Raw genomic sequence first — 23,395 nt, forward strand, 5'->3', positions numbered from 1 at the left:
TAGGCATTAGTTAATGCCCACTTAACTGCTTTTAACAATGTTCTGAGAAATGAGTCGGTAAATTTGAGCAAGTTCAGGATTTGCTTCCTCTAAAAACAAGGTATGTTTATCTACTACCGCCTGGTCTCCCCTTCTGGCGGGCCCTGTTTGTGCGGCCTTAGGTCCTATATTTAGGCTTTTACTGATGGTTTCAGCTATTAGAGGTTTGAGCAATTCAAAATTAATAGCATGGCTTTCTACCATATCCTGAGCTATCGTAATCATATGATTGGTAAAATTGCAGGAAAATACAGCGGCAATATGAAGGACCGCTCTTTGCTCTGAATCAACTTCATGCACCTTCCTGCTCAGGCTCTCTGCTAATGATTTTACAATTTTCAGTGTTGCCTTATCTTCTCCCTCTACGAGCAGGGGAATCTCCTTAAAATTTACTTCAGTATTTTTGGTAAATGTCTGTAAAGGGTAGAATACACCTATAGAGGCTTCACTATCATTTTCCAGTGCTCCCATGTCTATACTTCCTGAGGTATGTACAAGTACTGATCCTTCTGGCAATACAATCTGCCGGGCCACTTCTACTATATGTTGGTCTGGCACTGCAATAATAAATATCTGTGCATTGCTTCCGGAGAAGTCTAAATCAGCTTTGGGTACTGCATTGTACAAACCTTCACAAAGTTGCTCAGCATTAGAGAACTGACGGCTGTAGACTTCCACAACTTCATGCCCTGCCCCTTCTAGTACAGGGGCGAGATGCGAAGCTACATTGCCTGCTCCAACAATGGAGATTCTGTAATACACCTTTTTCTTAAGAAACATAGACTGATGTTTTATACGCTTAGCTGACGCTCAGTATGAACATTCACACTAAAAAAACCAACTAAATTGTCATGAAACGCTTAGGACTTTTAACTTTGTGCGTTCTCAGTATGAAAGTGAAACTATGGAAGATAAAATAAAAGCACTACAAGAAGAAATTAACCAATATACTGTACAAAACGAGGAAGAGCTTGAGGCTTATCGTATGCGCTTTATCAGTCGCAAAAGCGTAATAGGTGATCTGTTGGCTTCTATCAAGGATGTAGCTCCAGAAAAAAGAAAAGAAGCGGGAATCATGCTTAATCAGCTCAAAAATGCTTCCCAGGCAAAGTTCAAAGAGCTGATTGGTGAGTTGGAAGCACAAAAGGCAAGTAAACAACAATACGATGTGCCTGACCTGACCTTACCCCCTATACCTGATGAGCTAGGCTCTATTCATCCATTAACTCAGGTGAGAAATCGTATCGTAGAAATATTTGAAAGAATTGGTTTTCAGGTAGTTGATGGTCCTGAGATTGAAGACGACCACCATAATTTTACTGCCCTTAACTTTCCTCCTGACCATCCCGCGCGAGAGATGCAGGACACTTTCTTCATAGAAAAGAACCCCGATATTGTATTGCGAACGCACACCTCATCTGTACAGGTTCGTATGATGGAAGAAGGAGAGCCTCCATTCCGTGCTATTATGCCAGGTCGTGTTTTCCGTAACGAGGCGATTTCTGCTCGTGCACACTGTGTTTTCCATCAGGTTGAAGGCTTATATGTAGATAAGAATGTTAGCTTCGCTGACTTAAAACAAACTTTACTACATTTTGCGAAAGAACTCTTTGGGCCAGAAACAGGTATACGTCTTCGCCCATCTTACTTCCCATTTACTGAACCTAGTGCCGAACTGGATATATGGTGGGGTAATGAGTCGGAAGCTGATAAAAGAATCACCAAAGGTACAGGCTGGCTGGAAATTGGAGGCTGTGGCATGGTAGACCCTTATGTTTTGGAAAGTTGCGGTATAGATCCAGAAGAATATACAGGTTTCGCTTTTGGTATGGGTATTGAACGAATTGCTATGATTAAATACCAGATTAAAGACTTACGTCTTTTTACCGAGAATGATATCCGTTTTCTGAAGCAATTTTCTGCATTTAACTGATACATTTTTGCTAAAATAAGCGTTTGCAGATAAACCTATACTGCAAACGCACTCCAATGAACATATTTAAAAACTACCTCCTCTTATTGTTTATCTCACTAGGTGCTATAGCTGCAAGCCTTAGCAGTTGTGAGCAGGATGAGTGGGTATCTCCTATACCCTATGTCCTGGTAGATACTACGATCAACCTGAGCAATCAGAAATATCTCCCCCTAAGGTTAGACAATGGCTATGTAGAAATTTTAGGTGGTTACAAGGGTATATTGATTTACCGACAAAACGCAACTACTTATCGTGCATTTGAAAAGGCTAGTCCCTATCGTACAGATGAAGCTTGTGCATACATATATGTAGATCCTTCAGGCCTTTTTTTAAGAGAGGGTTGTGGTAATTCGGTCTACGACTTTGAAGGTAACCCCAGCGGTGGCGTAGCGCAGTATCCACTACAGCAGTATAGAACTTTACTGGATGGTAACTATTTAAGAATTTACAATACTGAAGGCTTCTAAATAAAAAAGAGCACATATAGCGCTCTTTTCCAGTTATTTTATCTTAAAAGCTAAAGAAGCTTTTCTATTACATTATCTATAGTAATGCCTTCTGCTTCTGCTTTAAAGTTTCTAACGATTCTATGACGGAGGATGGGCTTAGCAACAGCCTGAACATCTTCTATATCAGGAGAATATTTTCCGTTTAAAAGCGCATTACATTTAGCAGCTAAAACCAGATATTGAGAGGCTCTTGGTCCTGCACCCCACTCCAAAAATTCGTTAGCTGTCTCGCTGGCTCCATTGGTATTCGGACGAGTTTTGTGCACAAGACTAACCGCATACTCTACCACATTATCAGCTATAGGTACTCTTCTTACCAAATGTTGATACGCTACTATCTGCTCACCAGACAGTACTTCCTGCACTCTGTGACTCTTGTCAGAGGTTGTGTTCTTAACTATATCTACCTCCGACTGATAAGCAGGGTAGTCCAATTGGATGTTGAACATAAAACGATCTAGTTGGGCTTCAGGTAAAGGGTAGGTTCCTTCCTGTTCAATAGGGTTTTGTGTGGCAAGTACATAAAATGGCCTTTCTAAAGGATAATGCACACCTGCAACAGTAACTGAGTACTCCTGCATAGCTTCCAGCAAAGCGGCCTGGGTTTTAGGAGGCGTACGGTTGATTTCGTCAGCAAGAATAATATTGGCAAATATGGGCCCTTTAATGAATCTGAAATTACGGTCTTTATCTATGGTCTCTGCCCCCAGTATATCGGAGGGCATAAGGTCTGGTGTAAACTGAATACGGTTAAAGCTTAAATTAACAGCGGAAGCTATCGTATGTATCAGTAAAGTTTTTGCCAGCCCTGGTACACCTACCAGTAGGCTATGCCCCTGACAAAAAATTGAAGTAAGTAAAAGTCGAACTACATCTTCCTGTCCAATGACTACTTTACTGATTTCGTTCGTAAGGTTATGATAGTCTTCGTTAAGCTTATCAGCCAGCTTGATATCCGTATTCTGCTGATCCATTGAAAAAGGTTTGGTTAAAAAATTATGAGTTCATCTATACTAGTCAGAAGCCTAAATGCTTCCGGTAATATCGCATCGGCCGTATTCAGGATCTATTTCTATAAATACTTCATCTCTGGCTTCATTAAACCATTTTCTCAATGCATCTGTCCTTCTTTCTGCCAGAGCAGCATTATAAATCTTCTGATAGTCTTCTTTTAAATTAGCCTGATGCGGTTTTGTTCGGTCTTTGTAATATAAAATTCTTACTGCTTTTGATCCATCTGGCATTCTGTATTCCAGTGGTTCAGTAATACTGCCTGTCTGCATGGTGTCTATTACGAAAAACACCACTGGGTCAAGCTGATCGGTAGGCACACGATTTGACTCGTCCTGGCTAAGGAAAAAACCACCGCTACCGGCTGTTTCTTTATCGTCTGAGTATTCTTTAGCGGCTTTGGCAAAGCTGATGGAATCAGAAAGTATCTCTTGACGAAGACTGTCCAGAAATACTTCTGCGTTCTTGATATCTAGCTCAGAGGAATTTGGTTTTAATAAAATATGACGGCTATTGTAGCGATTACCTCTACGCTCTATCAACTGTATCAGGTGAAAGCCAAATTGCGACTCTACAGGTTGAGAGATTTCTCCGGGCTGCATTTGCAAGGCGGTGGCTTCATACTCGGGTACAAGCTGTCCTCTTTCCATAAAGCCCAACTCTCCTCCTTTTGCAGCGGAACCCGGATCCTCGGAAAACTCTTCCGCCAGTTCGCCAAAGTCTTCACCATTAATAATTCGTTCCCGTATATCCAGTAACTTCTTTCGTACAATATCCTTCTGATCTTTACTGATGGTTGGCAGTTTTACAATCTGCCCAACGGTAACCTCGGTAGAGTAAAAGGGAAGACTGTCCTGTGGTATATTTTTAAAGAACTGCTTTACCTCAGCAGGTGTCACTTTTACATCTGCCGTGATGGTTTGCTGCATTTGTTGAGCAGTAAGCTGTTCGCGAATATCGTCTCTAAGCTCATCCCGAAACTCTTCTACAGATTTACCAAACTGCTCTTCTATATTTTCTCTTCCGTAAGTGGTAATAAAATATTGTAGCCTACGGTCCAGGTTGGCATTCACCTCGTCTTCAGACACTACAACCGAGTCAATTTCTGCTTTGGCAAGCAGCACTTTCTCTATAACCAGCTGACGGAGTACATCGCAACGCTCCAGTTTAGCCTGAGGGTTACGCTGAGCTTCCATAAAAGCATTCTCCAGGTCAGAGCGTAGTACAATATAGTTATCTACTTTTGCTACAATCTTGTCTATGGTAGCTCCTCCACTGTACTGAGCCTGAGCGGCATGAGAGCAAATCAGAGAAAGAACTACTATACTTAGCGTTAGCGCTTTACGGCTCGCCTTGTGCAAGATCTCTTTTGTCATGGGTTGTGGGTGTGTATATCTCAAATTCATTGTTATCACTAGCTTCCTGGTATATTTCGTCTTCCAGTTCCTGAGTCAGAGCCACCTTTCTTTTATTAGTGATAATTTTCATGATATCATCCCTAACAAACTCTATAGGTGAAATCTGATCCGTAATTTTATAATCTGTAACTTTTACAAAGTACACATAAATATCGTCTGAGGTTTCAATAAACTCATTTTCTCTCAGAAATTGAACCTTATTAGGAATACTTACCAAAGGAGTATTCTTAATTACGTCCTCAAAGTCGTACCATACCGAATCGTCTAAGGAGTATGAAGATGCAAAGCTAAGGCAATATGATTTAATTTCCTCCCTTACTTCCTCATCCATTTTACTTTGAAAGAGTTTTCTCAAACGCCCGATACGGGGGGCTTCCTGTGGTACTTTAGCAAAAATACCTTTGATGATATTCTGCTTGAGTTCAAAGTTATCTTTATTTTTTTGATAATACTCTTTTATTTCATCTTCAGACACTTCGGTCTCTACCCTTTGGTTAACGTAATTTTTCTCAAACTCATATACCATGAGGGCATAACGATAGTCTAAAATTTTTCTTTCCAGTTCTGCTTCATCAAATTCTATCTGGGTAGCAGCCTCAGCAATGATCAACTGTTTACGAATCCAGGAGTCAATATAGCGGTTAATAATGCTGGCACTATCCGCCGCACTCACATTCTCTTCAAGTATGCCTTCCAGGTCTTGTTGATAAAGAAAGTTATCATACACTCTGGCCAGGGGAATGCGCTCTTCCCCTGATTCTACCTCCTGGTTTTTGAAGCGTAAAAAAGAGGGCAAGCTTCTTTCTTTACATGCTCCCAAAAGCAATACTAAACTAAGCAGTAGTGCAATTTTATTCATTTTTGTCTTTTAGTTGTTTGATTACTTGCTCAAGCACCGCTTGATCAATACTTATGGTATACTTATTTCTTAACTCACTAATCCACTCACTGTCCAGCATGTCCTGATAGTCTGAAATTACCAACCCTCTCACTTCTTCAAATTCTTTGCTCTGCGCGGGAAGCACCTCATGTACCTGAATCAGGTAAAACCGCCCCTCGTTCGCCATCATAGTAGTTCCTACTTTCCACTCAATCTCATCAATTACTGCCTCAGACTTACTTCTGTCCTCTCCTTTTTCATAAATATCATGATGCATCTGTAAGTTAAGAGGGGAGTCTGTGTTTAAAGACTTTTCTATTCTTTTTATAGTTGATGGAGTGGCTTCTTCCTGCCCCAGCATCTCCGTAGCTTTATCCAGAATCTCTTCGCTTCTGGCATCCAGTATGGTAGCTTCTATGCGTTTATCCCACTGGTAATTGTCTTGGTGGTTTTTATAAAAGCTCATTAGAGCATTCTCATCTTCTCCCGCAGTAGACCATATCTTACTTTCCATAATATCAAAGAGTAGAATTCCTTCTTTGTACTCCTGAGCAAGACGTCTGAACTCCGGGTATTTTTCGGCAAGGTGTGACTCTTCGTACGCTAAAATGCGCTGAGCTTCAAACTGACTGTAAAGTTCTTTGGCTCTCATACTGTCTACTGGTAGCTGTATATTCTCTTCTTCCAGGTAATCGCTGAGCGAAGAATAAGTAAATATGGTATCAGAAATAGAAAACAGAACTCCCATACGGTTGGGCCTAGACATTTCGGGCGTTGCAACCATATAACTTTGTGCTAGTTGAATGCTGGGCAAATTCGGCACATAGTTGTTTTCTTCCTTCAGCATTTCTACCATCTCATCTTGCATTTCTAACTGTTGAAGGTTACGCTCTACTTTTCTCTCAATCAGTGGACGTAACATCTCCAAAGGTTCAAGCCCTTTTTTGTCTAAGAGCTTAATAATATGCCAGCCGTAGCGAGTTTTTATGGGCTTGCTAATTTCGCCAATTTGGTTTAGAGAAAAGGCTGCTTCTTCAAAATTTGGAAGCATTCCTCCCGTACTAAAGTAAGGCAGTTCACCCTCGTTAGAGCGAGTAGACAGGTCTTCAGAAAATCGTTCGGTAAGTTCCTTCCAGTCAGCTTCTTTCTGCAGCTCATCATAAATTTGCAGCGCTTTTTTATAAGACTCGGAGCTCTTGTCCTCTACTTCTCCCGGCTGATGACGAATCATGATGTGAGCCACTTTCACCTTACCTTGTGTAGGGCGGCGGTCATCAACTTTTATAATATGGTAGCCAAAACTGGTACGTACCGGTTTGGAAATATCACCAACAGGGGTCTTAAATGCAGCACTTTCAAAAGGGTAAACCATTTGTAAAGCTGAGAAGTAGCCCAGATTACCACCATTTTGTTCAGCTGATGGATCATCCGAGTATTTTTCGGCCAGCATTGCAAAAGATTGTCCTTTCAAAGCCAAATTTCGGATGCTATCTGCTTTCTGATAATACTGAAGTGTATCACTACCTTTAATATGATCGGGCACATTAATCAGTATATGAGAGGCATGAACTTCTTCTTTAAGTCGCTCGTAGGCTTCTAATACCATCTTCTCATTAAAGCGGTTTTCCACCATATAGGGCTTTGCCAACTGCTGTCGGTATTTCTGATATTCTGCCTGAAATTTCGATGTCTTATCAAAGTTGGCAAGGTATGCTTCCTTAACCTTTAGCTTAAAGTTGATGTACAACTCCAGATAATTACGAACTGACTGATTTAACTCATTAGCTGCTACGTCCTGGTTATTCTTCTGGTATATATACAAAAAGTCATCGGCAATTACGGAGTCTTCGCCATAATGAAAAATAGCCTTTTGACTCAGGTCCAATGGCACTAGTGTATCACTTTCAGCCGCCTTCTTCTTAACGGTACAGGCCCAAACGCCAAGGCTGATTATGCAGAAAAATATAACCCTTTTCAAAATAAGCTTTGTGGTATAAGTGGGGTTCATTAGTAAATCCTAAGTAAAATGTCTACAGAATTGATGCAATGTTAACGAAATTTTACACACCTCTGGGGTAATATCCGTTATACGTAACGGATTAGCCTAAATTGCAAAATTTGTATTGTTGAACATTAAAGTTTGCATATTAATTCTAACAAAATTCCTCTATTTAAATTTAAAATAAACGTAAACTCTGCCATAAATCAGTTCTAGAGCTATTGATAAAGCTCTTTGTACTGCTGTATTGGAAGACTTGTAAATGTATGTTCTTCAATATTCAGTCCACATAATTGTTTCAGAGTTTAAGATGTAAGGATTAATCTTTATTTTTGCGCTTCTTAACTAAAATACCATTATGCCTTTAAGTGATCAAGAAGTCAGAAGAAGAGAAGAGCGAGAAGAGCTCATGAATCTGGGGATCAATCCCTACCCTGCCGAACCTTTTGAAGTTAACGTTAGCATAAAGAATATTCTGCAACATTACGAGCAGCGAAAGACAGATTATAAGAATGTAAGCCTGGCCGGAAGACTTATGAGCCGTCGTGTTATGGGCTCTGCTTCCTTTGCAGAAATACAGGACTCTACCGGACGTATGCAGATTTATGTAAGACGTGACGACATCTGCGAAGGAGAAGACAAAACACTATACAATACTGTATTCAAAAAGCTTCTGGACATTGGTGATATTGTAGGAGTAAAAGGCTATGTGTTTACCACTCAGGCTGGCGAAATCACTCTGCATGTTACTGACTTTAAGATACTTACTAAATCTTTGAGACCACTGCCTATTGTTAAGGAAGTGAAGGGTGAAGAAGGCAGCAAAACTTATGATGCCTTTACTGACCCTGAACAGCGATACCGTCAGCGCTACGTAGACCTGATTGTTAACCCGGAAGTAAAAGAGGTATTCCGTAAGCGAAGTATGCTGGTAAACTCTATGCGTAGCTTTTTGGGCAACCGAGGCTATATGGAAGTGGAGACACCAATTCTTCAACCATTGTACGGTGGTGCTGCGGCACGTCCCTTTAAAACACACCACAACACCCTGGATACCACTCTTTACTTACGAATTGCCAATGAGCTTTATCTAAAAAGGTTAATCGTGGGTGGTTATGATGGGGTTTATGAGTTTGCCAAAGACTTCCGCAATGAGGGCATGTCTCGTTTCCACAACCCGGAATTTACCCAGATGGAGCTATACGTAGCTTACAAAGATTATGACTGGATGATGGATCTGGTAGAGGAAATGGTGGAAAAAATTGCGCTTGACCTACATGGTAAAACTGAGGTACAGGTAGGCGATGAAGTGATCAACTTCCAACGTCCATGGAAACGCTTTACCATGTTTGAGGCCATTAAACACTTTACTGATATTGATATCAGTGAAATGAATGAGGAGCAACTCAGAGAAACAGCGCATAAGCTTAATGTACCTGTAAATGAGACCATGGGTAAGGGCAAACTGATAGATGAAATTTTTGGTGAAAAGTGTGAACCATTTTTGATTCAGCCTACATTTATTACCGATTACCCTGTAGAGATGTCTCCATTAGCGAAGAAACACCGCGACAAACCCGGTCTGGTAGAACGTTTTGAAGCCATCTGTAATGGTAAAGAGATTTGTAATGCATTCTCAGAGCTTAACGACCCTATAGACCAGCGTGAACGATTTGAAGAGCAGATTAAGCTAGGTAAGCGCGGAGATGAAGAAGCTATGGTGCTGGATGAAGATTTTCTAAGAGCACTGGAGTACGGTATGCCTCCAACAGCAGGTTTAGGTATTGGTATAGATCGTCTGAGCATGATCATGACCAACCAGCCTTCTATACAGGAAGTTTTATTCTTCCCTCAGATGAAGCCAGAAGTTAAACCTCAGACTGCGTCAGACCAGGACTTTATTGATTTGGGCGTAAGAGAAGAACTTATACCTATTCTTCAAAAATTAGGTATAGTGACAGTAGAACAGCTGAAAGAATCTTCTCCTAACAAGCTTTTCAATGATGTGTGCGGTATGCGCAAAAAAATGAAACTTAAAGAGGTTAAAAACCCTACCAAAGAAGAGGTAGAAAGCTGGATACAATAATTAAAAAATTTAGTAGTGTTACGGGCCTCCGTAGCACTACTTTCATTTTAGCACTAGATGGTAAATTTTAGAATAGGATACGGCTACGATGTGCACCAGTTGGAAGAGGGACGTGAGTTTTGGCTGGGAGGTATTCAACTGCAGCATACACATGGAGCCAAAGGTCACTCAGATGCCGATGTGTTAATACACGCAATTTGTGATGCGCTGCTGGGCGCTGCCAGGCTCAGAGATATAGGCTTTCATTTTCCGGATACTGACCCTGAATATAAGGGCATAGACAGTAAAAAGCTGCTCTCAAAAGTAATGGAACTTCTGCGTTCCAAGTCTTATGAGCTTGGCAACATAGATGCTACAGTATGTCTGGAAAAGCCCAAAGTAAACCCACATATAGAAGAAATGACCAAAGTAATGGCTGAAGTAATGCAGGTATCAGAAGATGATATCTCTATCAAAGCTACTACTTCTGAAAAAATGGGCTTTGTTGGAAGGAAAGAAGGCATAGCCGCACACGCAGTAGCGCTGATCTACAAAAATTAGTATTTGTATGGGAAAGACTATTGAGTTAATGAACACTGGTGATGGTTCTCATACGCTACTCAATACCGAGATGAATGAGACCTACCACTCTCGTCATGGTGCATTACGTGAGTCTCAGCATGTATTTATCAATAAAGGACTAAATCACTTCATAGACACATACCCTAAAGCTGATACTATTGATATTTTTGAAATGGGACTGGGTACCGGACTAAATCTTATTCTTACCCTACAGTCAGCATTGTCATTTCCTAACCTTCATTTTAACTACACCACCCTGGAGGCTTATCCTCTGGAGCCAGAACTACTAGACCAGCTAAATTATCTGGATTTTCTGAAGGATGATAAGCTTAATGCGCTATTTAAAAAAATGCATCAGCTAAACTGGAATGAATGGCATGAGGTATTGCCCAATTTCAGGCTAAAAAAAGTACAGCAAAAGCTGGAAGACTATCAGCAGGCAGAAGCCAGCATTGACCTAATTTATTATGATGCTTTTGCCCCCAATAAACAGGCTGAACTATGGACGCTAGAAACCATGCGCAAAATAAGCAACATGCTCAGACCTAAGGGTGTACTGGTTACTTACTGTGCAAAGGGACAACTTAAGCGTGATCTTAAATCTCTGGCACTTACTGTTGAAACTCTGGAGGGCCCTCCCGGTAAAGCAGAAATGGTCAGAGCCAGTAAATTATCCGGCTAGCCATTTTACACCTTTGCGATTATTCCTAACTTATGGCTTATTGACCTAATCAACTGAGCACAACCTTATGGATCGCAGAAACTTTATCAAAACATCGGCTGCCAGTAGTATGGCATTTTCAGCCTGGACTTTCCAACCCTCTTTTCAAAACAAAAAGTATACAACAGCCCTAATCGGTAGTGGATGGTGGGGCATGAACATTCTCCGTGAAGCTATCGCTTCCGGCTCTTCAAAAGTGGTGGCACTTTGCGATGTTGACAGCAGGCAGTTGGATAGTGCTATCGAAGAAACAGCTAAGCTGAGCAGTGATAAACCTAAGCGCTATAGCGACTATCGTGAACTTATCTCAAAAGAAAAACCAGAAATTGTAATTGTTGCTACCCCAGACCATTGGCATCCACTGATTACCATAGAAGCTGTTAATCATGGGGCGCATGTATATGTTGAAAAACCAATCGGGCACACCGTGCATGAGGGAGTAGCAATGGTCAAAGCTGCTCGTACTAATGGCAGAAAAGTGCAGGTAGGTACCCATCGCAGGGTATCACCACATAATATATCTGGAATAGATTTTTTGAAATCTGGTAAGGCTGGAAAAATAGGTATGGTCAGAGCTTTTGTACATTATGGAGGTGGTCCCGGAGAACCCACCCCAGATGAGGAGCCACCAAAAGAGCTAGACTGGGATATGTGGTGTGGGCCGGCCCCTCTGGTTAATTATAACCCACGAATTCACCCCAAAGGTTTTCGTCAGTTCTTAAATTTTGCTAATGGACAACTGGGAGACTGGGGCATACACTGGCTAGATCAGATATTATGGTGGACTGAAGAAAAAGCTCCCAAATCTATTCATTCTATCACTGATCGTCATATCAAAGAGGATAGTACTACTGCTCCAGATACCCAGGTAGTCAATTATGAGTTTGAAGATTTTACGGCTGTCTGGGAGCACCGCCTATATGCTGCTAATCAAGCTGAAAAACATAATATAGGTTGCTATTTTTATGGTACTGAAGGCACCTTCCACATGGGCTGGCTGGACGGATGGACTTTTTACCCGGCAGATAATAAAAAGCAGATCATCCACCAGGAACCTACGCTTCATGATCCTGATAAACAGAATATTAAAGAGCTTTGGGCAGACTTTCTTACTTCTATAGAAAAAGACAGGTTACCTGTCTGTGATATTGAGATAGGACATCACTCTACCAATATGAGTCTTTTGGGAATGCTTTCGGCAAAGTTAGGCCGAAGTATTCAGTGGGATGTTGACAAACAAATGGTTCCTGATGACCCTGAAGCTAACAAACTACTTTCCAGAGCATACCGCTCACCCTGGAACTATCCAAGTGTTTAGCTAATAGGTATATCTATAAGACTAAAAAAAAGCTACCCTTATCAGGTAGCTTTTTACATTCAGAATAACTATTTCTATTTTTCTACTTCTCTTACCTCTACCCTAACCGAGTGTTTTTTAGGCGTAATTTCTTTGCCAATGTTGGCCGCATAAACTTTGGTAAACATGGCACCTATTAATACAATGATGGAAGAATAAAAAACCCAAACCAGTATGCCAGCCAATGAACCAGCAGCTCCATAGGTGGAAGCTACATTAGTATTAGATAACATAAGGCCTATTAAAAATTTACCTAAAGTAAATAACAGACCAGTGACTAAAGCTCCTACCCCTACGTCCCTCCAGCGCACTTTAGCATCGGGCAAAAATTTAAAGATTAACGCGAAAATGAATGAGATTACAATTAGTGATAGAAAGTAGTTTGCCACTTCCATAAAGTAAACAGTATACTCCGACAATAGCTTTTGTAGATAGCCTCTTGCAAATGAAAGTATGGCATCTAATGAGAGAGATACCAGCATTAAGAAGCCTAAAATAATAATGATAGAAAATGAGAGTAGTCTGTCACGAGCAAATTTAAGTGCACCTGTCTTAGGTTTAGGTCTTACATTCCAGATAGAATTTAATGCCTTTTGCAAAAAAGCAAAGATCACTGTAGCACTAAAAACTAAAAAAACGACACTTATTATACTGACCAGGACTCCGGTATCATTAACTGATTTATTTTCTATAATCTGGATAATTTCATCAGCACTAGCAGGTCCTATAAACTCCTCTATCTGATTAGCCAGGCTACTTTGTATCTCTTCGGCAGAAAAGAAAGAACCAACTACTTTAACAATTATAATGAGTACAGAAGGTAAGGAGAAAACCGTAAAAAAGGCTATAGCGGCAGCATACACTACCGGATCATTTTGCTGAAAGGTTTTAACTGTCTCACGAATCAGCAAATATATCTTTTTCAGAATGTTTAAGATCATTCAGCTTTTTACTCTAGATAACTTAGCATAAGCTAGTAATTGTTTTCTAATAATACACTACTGAACAATCAGGGTGGTCTTCTTTAAAATCTTCTATGTCATTATCTGAAACACGAGTGTTATAGCACGATAACTTTTCTAACTGGTGCAAACCTCTCAATGCCTTTAGTTTTTTCACATCAGTATTAAAGCACTCCAACACTTTAAGGTTAATCAGAGAAGAAATATGTTTCAATTTGCTTACTTCGGTTCCAGAACATTTAAGTACTTCCAGATCAATTAAATTACGGATGGGTTTTAGATCATCTATAGGAGTATCCTGACAATCCAGATACTTTAAATTGGTAAGCTCACTAATAGGCTCCAAGGATTTAATAGGGCTCCGGGAACAGGTGAGACTTTCTAAAGAAGACATCTGGCTTAAGGGAGTAAGATCAGAGACAGAAGTATTGGAAATAATAAGTTCTCTTAAGTTGACAAACTCATTAATAGGCGACAAGTCCCATATATCATTGTTTCCACTAACCTCTAAGGACTCTGTAAACACAATTTCATGTAACTGGTCCTTACTAGGAATACCTGAGATAGCCAGCTGATTACGAATCACATCCTTCCAGGCAGGAGAAAGCGCTTCATTCCACCATAAGCTTAATTCATCAGACTTATAAATGACTAAGCAACCAGGATGCTCACGTATAAATTGAAGTATACCACCTTCTACCAAAGGCGTATGCTCACAACTTAAGTGCTCCATATTTTCAAGCTCACTTAGCGGGTCCAGGCTTTCTACTTTTGTTTTATCAATATTTAAAATCCGTAAATTACGTGAATCACTTAGAGCTTCCAGACTATTAATTAGGGTGCCAGAGCTATTAAGTTCCTGTAAGTCCATCAGGTCAGCTAACGGATCCAGACTGGTAATACTGGTATTCTCACAGTTGAGTTTTCTTAAATTATGCAGCCTACTTAGAGGTTCCAGTGTAGTAATTTCAGGCTTATCACTAATGTTTATATCCGTAAGGTTAGCCACTGCCGCCAATTGCTCTTTGTTAGGCGTATCAAAACTCACGTATTGCTTAAAAATACCCTGCCAGTAGTTATCCAGCCCATCCCACCAGCTCAATAGCTGCTCAGATTCGTAGATTACCAGCACACCATTATTTACCATCATAAAACGGGTGGCATCTTGCTGGCTGATCGGTGTATCATCACAATAGACTTTTTCCAGAGCAGGCAAACCTGCCAGTGGGTCTAGCGATTGTATTGGGGCATTGTTACAGTACAATACCTCCAGATTCGTAAGCTTTGCCAAGGGGCTTAGATCAGTTACCGGGGTATACTCTATATTTAAAGATTGTAGATTGCTTGTATTTGCAAGAGGACTCAGGTCTTTAACATTAGTACTGGAGCAATCCAGATGCAGCAGCTTGCTGAAGCTCGCTACCTTATCCAGACTGGTAATTGCGGTATTAGCGAAGCGCAAATCTTTAACACCATTGAGAGACACCAGCTGGTAAACAGGGGTACTGTTCACATAAAGCTTCTCTAGCTGAGTAAAATTTTCTAATAGCGCCAGATTAGAAATTTTGGTACTATTAGCGATAAGTTCTTTAAGATCTGTAGAATACTTTAAGGGTTCCAGGCTAGACACTTCTGTACGGCTACATACCAGAGTTTCCAGTTTTGTCAGGTTTCTTAGTGGAGTAATATCGCTTATCGCCGTACCAGAGATATCCAGATAAGATAAATTGGAAAGCCTGCTAATTGGCTCCAGTGAGTTGATATAACGATTACCAGAAATATCAATACGCTCCAGGCTTACCATTTCTTTAAGCATTCTGAAGTTTACACTGTCAATAATAACATCAATTTCTTTTTTGAGCAACTCCTGCCATTCGTACGGAACTTCGCTCCACCAGTTAGCTAGCTCTTCGCGTTCGCTTAGTTTGGTCGTATAAATGCTGGCAACCTGTAATTGTTTCTCAGCTTCGTTCAGATTAACTTCTATATAACGTAGCTGATTTGAGTTGATGGTATCCCCACTTACTGTTACTCCCTGAAGGTTTCTGTTTGTAGTCACTCTAAAAAAGATGATGCCTTCGTCATTTACATAATAACTAACATCATCCACATTAAACTCAAAGCGGGCATCTTTGAAAAAAAAGTCTATATCTTTAAGATAAGCCTGTACATTTTTATTGGTTACTACTACCCTATCTTCGTCCAGATCGTCTTCAATCTGAACTTCTGCATCTCTAAATACTTTACTATAGCTCTCGTTGATTACGGTTTCTTTCTGCTTGGTTGTCGCCTTTTCGCTGCCCAGAATATTCATCATAGACTGAAGAAAGGAGACCATTTGTTTAGCCTGCTGTCGGTACTCCTCTACTTGCTCAGAAGATAGTTTACGATCCTGAGCTTGTACGGGAGCATGAAACAAGACAAGGATCAGGCAGCAAAATAGTGTGGTATAGTAAAGCTTAAGCTTATTCATTTTTCGTAATAAATGTACTTGGTCAGTAACTCTCTTTCTTTAGGACTAACTTTAACCAAATCGGAAATTAGCCAGCCACGATTATAGCCTGGCCTGTTAAATTTTGAAAGCTGAAAGTACCATCCGTCTACCTGAAAGAAATGGAACTTTACATTGGACACAGTCTTGAATTTGAGATTAGAGTTCTTAATCTCATAAAGCATAATAGACAGAAAATCAGGCTGATAACCTCTTGCGGTAAACTGGTCAACTTTAGCCTTATTGTCTTGAAATACTTTGCGAAGGTTCATAAAGTCTAGCTCGTGGCTCATCGGATGTAAAAACTCTACGCCACCCGTAGTATCGCTACTGAATAGCTTCGCGAAAGGCGCGAAGTAAGCATTGGTAAAAATCCACTTAGAGCCCACCTTTTCTTCCTGCAAACGCAAAAAGAGTATAGCGTTCTCTTCACGTCCTTTGTACATGAACTTGGCATTTACCTCAGCGAACCACTCGCCACCATGAAAATCCAATATTACGGGGTCTGATTTTGAGTTGACTTTGGAGATAAATTCAGTCTTAAGGCTATTTGACATACTAGGATTTTGGTTGTCAAATAACATTTTGAGGTATTTCTCTCTTAACTGGGGATTCTGATAATTTTTGTTCCCCTTGTAATAGCGATTACCTTCCTGATCTTCTTCTCCGTTAAATCTGCGGAAAAACTGATTGATCTGTTTTGTTTCTGCATATAAAACACTTTCATCTCCTAAATATTCTCCGATGCCCTGGGCCTGTGCGGCCCAAGACAGAAGAATCATTCCCAGCAATAAAGAAAATTTTGTCATTATGTTGTGGTTTCTGACACACGGATGTCTCCAAGGAGCACATCCCAAAAATCTATAACACGCCCACCAATTTGGGTTTCTTTCTTTTGAACAAACACAGTGATATCTTTTTTGGTAGTATCTTTATACTCCATACCATCGTCTGACCTACCCTCAAAGCGTTGATAAATGGTAATAACGCCTACATAAGTACCATCTGGCTGGCGTTCAAGGTCGCTGATGTACTGAATATCGTACCAGCTGATGGTTACTTCATCATAATTAAGTGCCATCAGGTGTTCAAAGTAGGGCCTTACGCCATAATACTCAATATCCGAACGGTTTAGAGAAGACACCCCAATTTCCGCACCTGAGGCGAAAAGTTCTTCAGCACGATCTATCACTCGGTTTGCTTCAGAGAAAGGCGTATTTTTATTACCCACTATGCTGATATATTTACTCAAATCGCGGACTTTCTCAAGCGCTAATGAGTCTATCGCTTGTTTTCTTTCAGGGCTTACATAATCATTCTGCGCCTCAGCGGCAAATACGAATACAAAAAGCATCAGCAAGGATGCCAATAAAGATTTGAGGTTAAGCATTATCGGTAGTTTTTAATAAGTTCAACTTCTTTGATTTTACCATTAGCATCTACCTCCAGATTTTGGATACTGGCAGGTCTGCTGTTGGTATCTTTTAGGTACTCCAGATATTTTTTGATAGTGGTAGGCTCATCATAATCAACATTATTACCACTCTGGCTGATGATGATCAGCACCGGAGTTTCTGGTGAGGCAAACATACTGAGTGCCTCGCGGATGCGGTAATTGGCATCTGAAGTACTGCGAGATGAAGAGACATCATCAAAAATCTTACTAAGTCTGGTATTGGCATCTTCTGCTGCGGCAGCTTTATTGGCACCAGTAGCTTCTTTTACGCGATCAGCAGCAGAACGCTCGCGTGCCACTATAGCTTCTGCACGAGCTATAAGGTCCTGTATTTCAGCATCGTCAATATTCATAGCTTTGATACGACTCAGTTCACTCTCCTTCTCCTCTAGAGTCATAGAGCCATTATCGTTGATTATTGCGAGCAATGCAGCTCTGGCTTCTGCTATTCTTTCCGCTTTTGCCGCCGCAGCAGCACGTGCTTCTTTCTTGGCTTTACAACCACTGGTACCAATGGCAGCTCCCCCAATGAGCAACAACAAAAGCATCTGCGCAATACTGATTGATTTTAAGATTCTAACCGGAAACCATGTTTTTCCAGGCTGTTTTTTCTGTGCAGTGTTGATCTCCATAGTTTGATCAATTAATAATTATAGGTTTAGCAATGAAAACGATTTTATGATAAAAACCTCTTAGCGAGCAGTCTGATAAATTTAAGATAAACGTAATTTTTTGAGAAAATCTTACGCTTTCAAAGTACAATTATACAAACATAATCTCGCGTGAGTTGTAAAGATAATGTGAATTTTTGGGCTTAAACTTAATATCACCCCAAGTATTACAAGAAAAGCATAATTTTCCTTCCATTCTCTAACTAAAATCTAAAAAACACTTGATTTTCTCATCTATTCACTCACCCTAGAAGCAACTGAAGTACAAATTGCTTGCCGAAAAATTATGGAATAGTAATAATCTACAAACGAATGCTACTATTCGTTGCGTAACGAAAGCACAGGATTAAGTCTACATATTTGTATCCCGTGGTAGCAAGATGTAAGCAAAGCTAGAAGAAGTACAATACTACCTGCTAATAGTAGCTGTAGCCAGTCAAAGGGGGTATGGTACTCAAAATGGTTGAGCCAGCGTAGCATAACGAAGCCCGAGAGTGGCAGGGCAATGATGATGGCATAGCAGACGGTAAGCATAGACTCTTTGCTTAGCAGGTAAAAAATATAAAGCCTATTAGCACCCATAATTTTGTGAATCCCCATTGCTTTGGTGCGTAACTGCAAGTTAAGAGCACTCATGCCAAAAAGTCCCATGCAGGAGATAAGGATGGTAAGTATAGAAAAGAAGGTAAACAGATCAATCATATGCTTTTCTGTACTGTATTGCTGGGCAATCTCTCGTTCAAGAAAGCTATAATTGATAGGTGCATTTGGAAAAAAGGTCTGCCATGCGGCTTCTATACCATCAACATACTTCATATCTGCTCGCACGAGTAGATGCGCACTTGCTTCAGGCTTTAAAATGATGATAAGGGGTTCTATTGCGTAGTGTAAAGACTGATAATGGAAATCTTTCATCACCCCTACTATTTTTCCTTCTCCCTCAAAATCTAGATTTTTACCTACTACATCTGCCCAGTTTAATCGTTTTGCTAATGTTTCGTTAACCAGGTACTGATATTCACACGCACAGTCGTTCTCATTAAAGTTGTTTCCTTCAAGAATAGTTACGCCCAATACCCTTAAATAGTCTTCATCGGCATAAAGAGCATTGACTGGCACCTCTTCTGTCATACCCTCCATTTCCTGAATAACAGTTCCTCTCAGGTACAAATCGCCGGGTTTGCCTCCAAGAGCTACATCCTGAGCGTATCCCTTGTCTTTTATATACTGTTTAAAACGTGCTAATCTCTGTTTTTTTTCCTGCATCTCAGGCACATTTAATACCATCAATTGCTGCTGGTCGTAGCCTAACTGCGTATGAAGAAGATAATCAAGCTGCTGGTGCACAATTAAAGTACTCAAAACCATGCCTGTAGCGATACTAAATTGTAGTAACTGCAAAAACTTATGGAAGGTACGCGGAGAAGCAAAACGGAAGTCGCTTTTAAGTGCTCGTATGGGATTTGATGAAGCAAGAAAAAAAGCGGCATAGCTGCCAGCGAATATTCCTACCAGTATCAAAGTGATAGACAGATAGAGAAAAATATTCTCATCAAACACATGATTGATCTTAAGGCTTATGCCTGTATAAGACACCCAAAAAGGTTCTATAAGCTGAATGACAATGATAGCTATAGCGCTGGATACAAAGGCAAATATTACAGACTCGCTTAAATACTGCCCGATCAACTGTACTTTTCGGGCACCAACCACTTTGCGTATTCCTACCTCCTTATTTCTTTTAATAGATTGAGCAATAAAGAGGTTGATAAAATTAATACTGGCAATGAGAAGTAAAAATACCGCAATCAGGCTCAGTACAATGATCAGGTTCATATTTCCTTTGCCGGGCATATCTCCCATCAGCTGATGAGTAAAATGCAAGTCCTGTATTGGAACCGCCTGATGATAGGCATACGTATCTTCTGTACCCCACTCCTTCTGTAGTAGCGGGGAATACCAGTATTGATCAAGTGATTTTAGTCCCTCATTTAAGTCTACATAACTTACCGCCTCCTTAGTTTTTAAATAGGTAAATGCATTGAAATCATACCACTCATATTGATTCTCGTCCAGACTGAGTAAAGCATCAAATTTCCAATCGGTATTGAGAGGCATATCCTGTATAATGCCGCTGATAGTATATATCTTCTGATTGATAAGTAGCTGTTTACCTATTAAATCCTGCATCCAAACCTGCTCTCCAAATAATTTTTTGGCAGTAGATGCTGCCAACACGATAGAGTAAGAGGATGAGAAGGCTTCCTTGGCTCTTCCGGCCAACCAATGAAAAATAAATATGTTGGTTATGGATGCATCTACCTGAAAAAACTTTTCCTGCCGAATGGCCTGGGTCCCATTAAGGTTTAGTACCGCATCTACGGGCACTACTCTGCCGACTTCTTCTACTTCTTTGAGTAGTCGTTTAAGCTCCGGAGCAACTACCATAGCGGTAGGCGCTATTTTTTCATTCCTGTCCTTTCCGGTTAATAAGGTACTAAGCCGATAAATACGCTCTCCATCCTGATGATGTGCATCATAACTAAGTTCAAACTGCACGTACCTGAACATAAGAAAGGCAGAAGTAATACCGATAGCCAGGCCAAAAATGCTGATACCAGATGATAACTTATTCCTTTTGATGTTACGGATGGCACTTAATAGATAATTCTTAAGCATGCCCTTAAGAGATTTACGGATGATTCTTAATTGTCTCTCAGAGATTTTACCGGATTATTTGTCGCTGCTCTTAGGCTATGATAACCCACTGCTACTACTGTAATTAACAAGGTGAGTAGTGCAGAGAAAATGAATGTAAATAGCTTAATGTCTGTCTGGTAGGCGAAGCTACTGAGCCACTTGCTCATAGAGAAATAAGCTAAAGGATAAGCTATGAGCAGAGCTATACCAATCAGAATTATAAAATCTTTATAAATCAGGAAAATAATATTTCCAACACTGGCACCTATTACCTTTCGTATGCCAATTTCTTTATCTCGCTGGCGGGTTGTATATGCTGCTAGACCTAGTAGTCCCAAACAGGCAATAACAATAGTTAGTGACGAAAAAACGGTAAAAATCTGCCCTCTTTTAATGTCGGCTAAATACTGCTCGTCAAAATCTTCCTGTAAGAAACTATACTCCAGTGGCTTGTCAGGGTTCACTTCTTTCCAGTAATCCTCTATTGTAGCCAGTGCTTCGCTTAGGTTTTCTCCCTTAAGCTTCACATGCATCTGAAAGTTGTTAGCTCTAAAAAATATGGCCAAAGGTTCTATAGGGTCGTAGAACGAACGCTGGTGATAATCTTTAATGACACCTATAACTTCGTAAGCCTGTTCATTATTAAAGGTAAATTTTTTTCCCAAAGGCTCAGTCCAGCCCATTCGTTTTACCATTGCTTCATTCACTATGGCAGTGGCCGTATCTGTAGTATACTTTCTATCAAAGTTTCTACCTTCTACCAGGGTAAAGCCCATAACTTCCAGAAAATCATAGTCGGCAGAGTACATATCTACCCCTTTTTCTTCATCACCTTCGCCTTCTTTTTCTACGCTAATCAAATTTTTAGATAAGCCCTGCCCCGGCTTGGTGTTTGAAGTAGCTGTCTGAATGATGTATGGGCTATCCATCAGCCGGTTTCTGAGAACCTCATACTTATTTCTCATGTCTTCATCTGGCATCATAATAGAAAGAACATGCTCCTGGTCAAAGCCCAGGTCTTTACTTCTGATAAACTGCAACTGATCATAAACCACCCAGGTACTAATTACCATAGTAATAGAGATAGAAAACTGTGCTACTACCAGTACTTTCCGTAAAGCTGTGCTACCACTATTACTTGCCTTTTGCCCTTTTAGCACATGCGCAGGCTCAAAAGCTGAGAGGTAAAAAGCAGGGTAACTACCTCCTGCTATACCTACTAACAAGACAATTGATATCAGGGCCAGTATAACTTTAGGCTGAAGTAAATAGCTAAGTTCAATCTCTTTACCAGATACATAATTGAAGCTGGGCAAAAGCAATACAATTATAAGAAGGCTTATCAGGCTGGCTACTACCGTAATTACCGTAGATTCTGTTAAAAACTGTCTGATAAGTTGCCATTTGGTAGAACCTGCTGTTTTACGGATGCCTACCTCTTTGGCACGACGGGCAGCTCGGGCAGTTGCCAGATTCATATAATTAATACTAGCTATCAGTATCATAAAAAACGCTACTGCCGAGAATATGTAAATGTAGGAAATATCTCCTCCCCCAGACTCCCCTTCCAGATTAGAGTATAGATGAATAGTTTCCAGTGCTTGTAGTTCATATTCCATCGTGACTCCAAACTGTTCAAAGATTGGCTTCAGATGTGTATCGTAAATCTGATCGCTAAAAGTAGATTCAAACTTTTTATAGTCTACACCATCTTTTAAAAGAAGGTAAGTAGCTACGCCCCAGCTTCCCCAACTCCCAGATTCAGCAGGTAGCGTATTTCTGGAAATTAATGCGTCAAACTCCAAATGCGAATTATGAGGCACATCTTTGATAACGGCTGTTACCTGATAATCATTTTCACCTTGTTGCAGGCTTTTTCCAATGGGACTTTCTTTGTCAAAATATTTAAGTGCCAGTGTTTCAGTTAGCACTATGGAGTTTGGTGCTTTAAGCGCAGTGTTTGGGTTCCCTTGCAGAATCTCAAAGTTAAATACCTCAAAAACTGAAGAGTCTGCATAAACAATATCTTCTTCGTAAAAACGCTTATCCTTTTCGGCATTAACGTAGAGTTCTCTTCCCGCCCCTATAAAACGTACCGCATGCTGTACTTCGGTGTATTTATTTTGAACTTCCTCAGCAAAAGGTATTTGAGCAATGGGCCAGCTAAATGTATTGTCGGGCTCCTCAAAATGAGTAACTACTCTGTAAATGTTGTCTTTTTTGTCGTGAAAGGTATCATAGCTAAGCTCATCTAAAATGTATAGTACCAGAAAAAGACTACAACTAATACCGATAGTAAGCCCTATAACATTGATCAGACTATAGATTCTTTCTTTCAGGATATTGCGGATGGCTACCTTGAGTAGGTTTTTAAACATAGGTTTGGGCTGTTTAGTGGGATAAAACTATTAGACCAAACCCTGTGCCTCACACATAACTATTTGATTTACAGATGTTTGATAACACAAACCTCTTTTATGATGCTCGTTAACGGACAATATGTGTTCGTATATGCACACTGACCATTATTGAGAAACTAATGAACTAGGCTAAACTTTA

At 40.3% G+C, this 23,395-nt stretch carries 18 protein-coding genes; 6 read left to right on the forward strand and 12 right to left on the reverse strand.

Annotation, left to right across the window (positions count from 1 at the left end; genetic code table 11):
* Positions 1 to 21 precede the first annotated feature (21 nt).
* The gene (locus PZB74_RS18865; RefSeq protein WP_302238714.1) at positions 22 to 819 is read right to left on the reverse strand and encodes a Rossmann-like and DUF2520 domain-containing protein; all 798 of its coding nucleotides are present in this window, start codon (positions 817 to 819) and stop codon (positions 22 to 24) included.
* A gap of 124 nt (positions 820 to 943) precedes the next feature.
* On the opposite strand from PZB74_RS18865, the gene pheS reads away from it, so the two are divergent.
* Together pheS and PZB74_RS18875 are read left to right on the forward strand one after the other, a co-directional pair.
* The gene (pheS, locus tag PZB74_RS18870) at positions 944 to 1,972 is read left to right on the forward strand and encodes a phenylalanine--tRNA ligase subunit alpha (protein WP_302238715.1); all 1,029 of its coding nucleotides are present in this window, start codon (positions 944 to 946) and stop codon (positions 1,970 to 1,972) included.
* Between the two features lie 56 nt (positions 1,973 to 2,028).
* Positions 2,029 to 2,481, forward strand: coding sequence for a hypothetical protein (locus PZB74_RS18875; RefSeq protein WP_302238716.1), 453 nt, complete (start codon positions 2,029 to 2,031; stop codon positions 2,479 to 2,481).
* A 50-nt stretch (positions 2,482 to 2,531) separates the two neighbouring features.
* Here PZB74_RS18875 and PZB74_RS18880 read toward each other — a convergent pair whose 3' ends face one another.
* Genes PZB74_RS18880 through PZB74_RS18895 form a run of 4 tightly spaced genes read right to left on the reverse strand, consistent with a single transcriptional unit; the run spans position 2,532 to position 7,810 of the window.
* Positions 2,532 to 3,497, reverse strand: a complete 966-nt coding sequence (locus PZB74_RS18880; protein WP_302238717.1) for an AAA family ATPase — start codon at positions 3,495 to 3,497, stop codon at positions 2,532 to 2,534.
* Positions 3,498 to 3,548: 51 nt separating this feature from the next.
* Positions 3,549 to 4,910 (reverse strand): peptidylprolyl isomerase, encoded by a 1,362-nt coding sequence (locus tag PZB74_RS18885; RefSeq protein WP_302238718.1) that lies wholly within the window; start codon positions 4,908 to 4,910, stop codon positions 3,549 to 3,551.
* Positions 4,876 to 5,811, reverse strand: coding sequence for a peptidyl-prolyl cis-trans isomerase (locus PZB74_RS18890; RefSeq protein WP_302238719.1), 936 nt, complete (start codon positions 5,809 to 5,811; stop codon positions 4,876 to 4,878). The genes PZB74_RS18885 and PZB74_RS18890 overlap by 35 nt, the downstream gene beginning before the upstream one ends.
* Positions 5,804 to 7,810: a peptidylprolyl isomerase gene (locus PZB74_RS18895; protein ID WP_302238720.1), complete on the reverse strand. Its 2,007-nt coding sequence runs from the start codon at positions 7,808 to 7,810 to the stop codon at positions 5,804 to 5,806. Before PZB74_RS18895 ends, PZB74_RS18890 begins: the two co-directional genes overlap by 8 nt.
* 379 nt (positions 7,811 to 8,189) lie before the next feature.
* Between PZB74_RS18895 and lysS the strand changes: the two genes are divergently transcribed.
* The 4 genes from lysS to PZB74_RS18915 all read left to right on the forward strand — a co-directional run bounded on the left by lysS (position 8,190) and on the right by PZB74_RS18915 (position 12,517).
* Complete coding sequence (lysS, locus tag PZB74_RS18900) at positions 8,190 to 9,917, forward strand: lysine--tRNA ligase (RefSeq protein ID WP_302238721.1); 1,728 nt, start codon at positions 8,190 to 8,192, stop codon at positions 9,915 to 9,917.
* 57 nt (positions 9,918 to 9,974) lie between these two features.
* Entirely contained in the window at positions 9,975 to 10,457 is a 483-nt protein-coding gene (gene ispF, locus PZB74_RS18905; RefSeq protein ID WP_302238722.1) for a 2-C-methyl-D-erythritol 2,4-cyclodiphosphate synthase, read from the forward strand.
* A gap of 7 nt (positions 10,458 to 10,464) precedes the next feature.
* Positions 10,465 to 11,160, forward strand: coding sequence for a tRNA (5-methylaminomethyl-2-thiouridine)(34)-methyltransferase MnmC2 (gene mnmC2 / locus PZB74_RS18910; protein ID WP_302238723.1), 696 nt, complete (start codon positions 10,465 to 10,467; stop codon positions 11,158 to 11,160).
* A gap of 67 nt (positions 11,161 to 11,227) precedes the next feature.
* Positions 11,228 to 12,517: a Gfo/Idh/MocA family protein gene (locus PZB74_RS18915; RefSeq protein WP_302238724.1), complete on the forward strand. Its 1,290-nt coding sequence runs from the start codon at positions 11,228 to 11,230 to the stop codon at positions 12,515 to 12,517.
* Positions 12,518 to 12,591: 74 nt separating this feature from the next.
* Here the strand turns inward: PZB74_RS18915 and PZB74_RS18920 are convergent, their stop codons facing one another.
* The 7 genes from PZB74_RS18920 to PZB74_RS18950 all read right to left on the reverse strand — a co-directional run bounded on the left by PZB74_RS18920 (position 12,592) and on the right by PZB74_RS18950 (position 23,214).
* Entirely contained in the window at positions 12,592 to 13,497 is a 906-nt protein-coding gene (locus PZB74_RS18920; RefSeq protein WP_302238725.1) for a YihY/virulence factor BrkB family protein, read from the reverse strand.
* Positions 13,498 to 13,543: 46 nt separating this feature from the next.
* A complete protein-coding gene (locus PZB74_RS18925) occupies positions 13,544 to 15,991 on the reverse strand; it encodes a leucine-rich repeat domain-containing protein (RefSeq protein WP_302238726.1) in 2,448 nt (815 codons plus the stop codon).
* Positions 15,988 to 16,818 carry a hypothetical protein gene (locus PZB74_RS18930; protein WP_302238727.1) on the reverse strand — a complete coding sequence of 277 codons (831 nt, stop codon included), beginning with the start codon at positions 16,816 to 16,818 and terminating at the stop codon, positions 15,988 to 15,990. Before PZB74_RS18930 ends, PZB74_RS18925 begins: the two co-directional genes overlap by 4 nt.
* Positions 16,818 to 17,363 carry a hypothetical protein gene (locus tag PZB74_RS18935; RefSeq protein ID WP_436837131.1) on the reverse strand — a complete coding sequence of 182 codons (546 nt, stop codon included), beginning with the start codon at positions 17,361 to 17,363 and terminating at the stop codon, positions 16,818 to 16,820. Before PZB74_RS18935 ends, PZB74_RS18930 begins: the two co-directional genes overlap by 1 nt.
* Before the next feature lie 35 nt (positions 17,364 to 17,398).
* A complete protein-coding gene (locus PZB74_RS18940; protein WP_302238729.1) occupies positions 17,399 to 18,097 on the reverse strand; it encodes a hypothetical protein in 699 nt (232 codons plus the stop codon).
* A gap of 357 nt (positions 18,098 to 18,454) precedes the next feature.
* Complete coding sequence (locus PZB74_RS18945) at positions 18,455 to 20,815, reverse strand: ABC transporter permease (protein WP_302238730.1); 2,361 nt, start codon at positions 20,813 to 20,815, stop codon at positions 18,455 to 18,457.
* A gap of 26 nt (positions 20,816 to 20,841) precedes the next feature.
* On the reverse strand, positions 20,842 to 23,214 hold the full coding sequence (locus PZB74_RS18950; RefSeq protein WP_302238731.1) for an ABC transporter permease: 2,373 nt from the start codon (positions 23,212 to 23,214) through the stop codon (positions 20,842 to 20,844).
* Positions 23,215 to 23,395 lie beyond the last annotated feature (181 nt).

Source organism: Porifericola rhodea (assembly GCF_030506305.1).
GTDB classification, from domain to species: domain Bacteria; phylum Bacteroidota; class Bacteroidia; order Cytophagales; family Cyclobacteriaceae; genus Catalinimonas; species Catalinimonas rhodea.

Excerpts from the sequence above, each read along its gene's own strand:
- lysS (WP_302238721.1), top strand. The coding sequence starts at position 8,190 with ATGCCTTTAAGTGATCAAGAAGTCAGAAGAAGAGAAGAGCGAGAAGAG.
- PZB74_RS18925 (WP_302238726.1), bottom strand. The coding sequence starts at position 15,991 with ATGAATAAGCTTAAGCTTTACTATACCACACTATTTTGCTGCCTGATC.
- PZB74_RS18930 (WP_302238727.1), bottom strand. The coding sequence starts at position 16,818 with ATGACAAAATTTTCTTTATTGCTGGGAATGATTCTTCTGTCTTGGGCC.
- pheS (WP_302238715.1), top strand. The coding sequence starts at position 944 with ATGGAAGATAAAATAAAAGCACTACAAGAAGAAATTAACCAATATACT.
- PZB74_RS18945 (WP_302238730.1), bottom strand. The coding sequence starts at position 20,815 with ATGCTTAAGAATTATCTATTAAGTGCCATCCGTAACATCAAAAGGAAT.
- PZB74_RS18875 (WP_302238716.1), top strand. The coding sequence starts at position 2,029 with ATGAACATATTTAAAAACTACCTCCTCTTATTGTTTATCTCACTAGGT.
- PZB74_RS18950 (WP_302238731.1), bottom strand. The coding sequence starts at position 23,214 with ATGTTTAAAAACCTACTCAAGGTAGCCATCCGCAATATCCTGAAAGAA.
- PZB74_RS18885 (WP_302238718.1), bottom strand. The coding sequence starts at position 4,910 with ATGACAAAAGAGATCTTGCACAAGGCGAGCCGTAAAGCGCTAACGCTA.
- PZB74_RS18865 (WP_302238714.1), bottom strand. The coding sequence starts at position 819 with ATGTTTCTTAAGAAAAAGGTGTATTACAGAATCTCCATTGTTGGAGCA.
- ispF (WP_302238722.1), top strand. The coding sequence starts at position 9,975 with ATGGTAAATTTTAGAATAGGATACGGCTACGATGTGCACCAGTTGGAA.
- mnmC2 (WP_302238723.1), top strand. The coding sequence starts at position 10,465 with ATGGGAAAGACTATTGAGTTAATGAACACTGGTGATGGTTCTCATACG.
- PZB74_RS18880 (WP_302238717.1), bottom strand. The coding sequence starts at position 3,497 with ATGGATCAGCAGAATACGGATATCAAGCTGGCTGATAAGCTTAACGAA.
- PZB74_RS18920 (WP_302238725.1), bottom strand. The coding sequence starts at position 13,497 with ATGATCTTAAACATTCTGAAAAAGATATATTTGCTGATTCGTGAGACA.
- PZB74_RS18935 (WP_436837131.1), bottom strand. The coding sequence starts at position 17,363 with ATGCTTTTTGTATTCGTATTTGCCGCTGAGGCGCAGAATGATTATGTA.
- PZB74_RS18940 (WP_302238729.1), bottom strand. The coding sequence starts at position 18,097 with ATGGAGATCAACACTGCACAGAAAAAACAGCCTGGAAAAACATGGTTT.
- PZB74_RS18890 (WP_302238719.1), bottom strand. The coding sequence starts at position 5,811 with ATGAATAAAATTGCACTACTGCTTAGTTTAGTATTGCTTTTGGGAGCA.
- PZB74_RS18915 (WP_302238724.1), top strand. The coding sequence starts at position 11,228 with ATGGATCGCAGAAACTTTATCAAAACATCGGCTGCCAGTAGTATGGCA.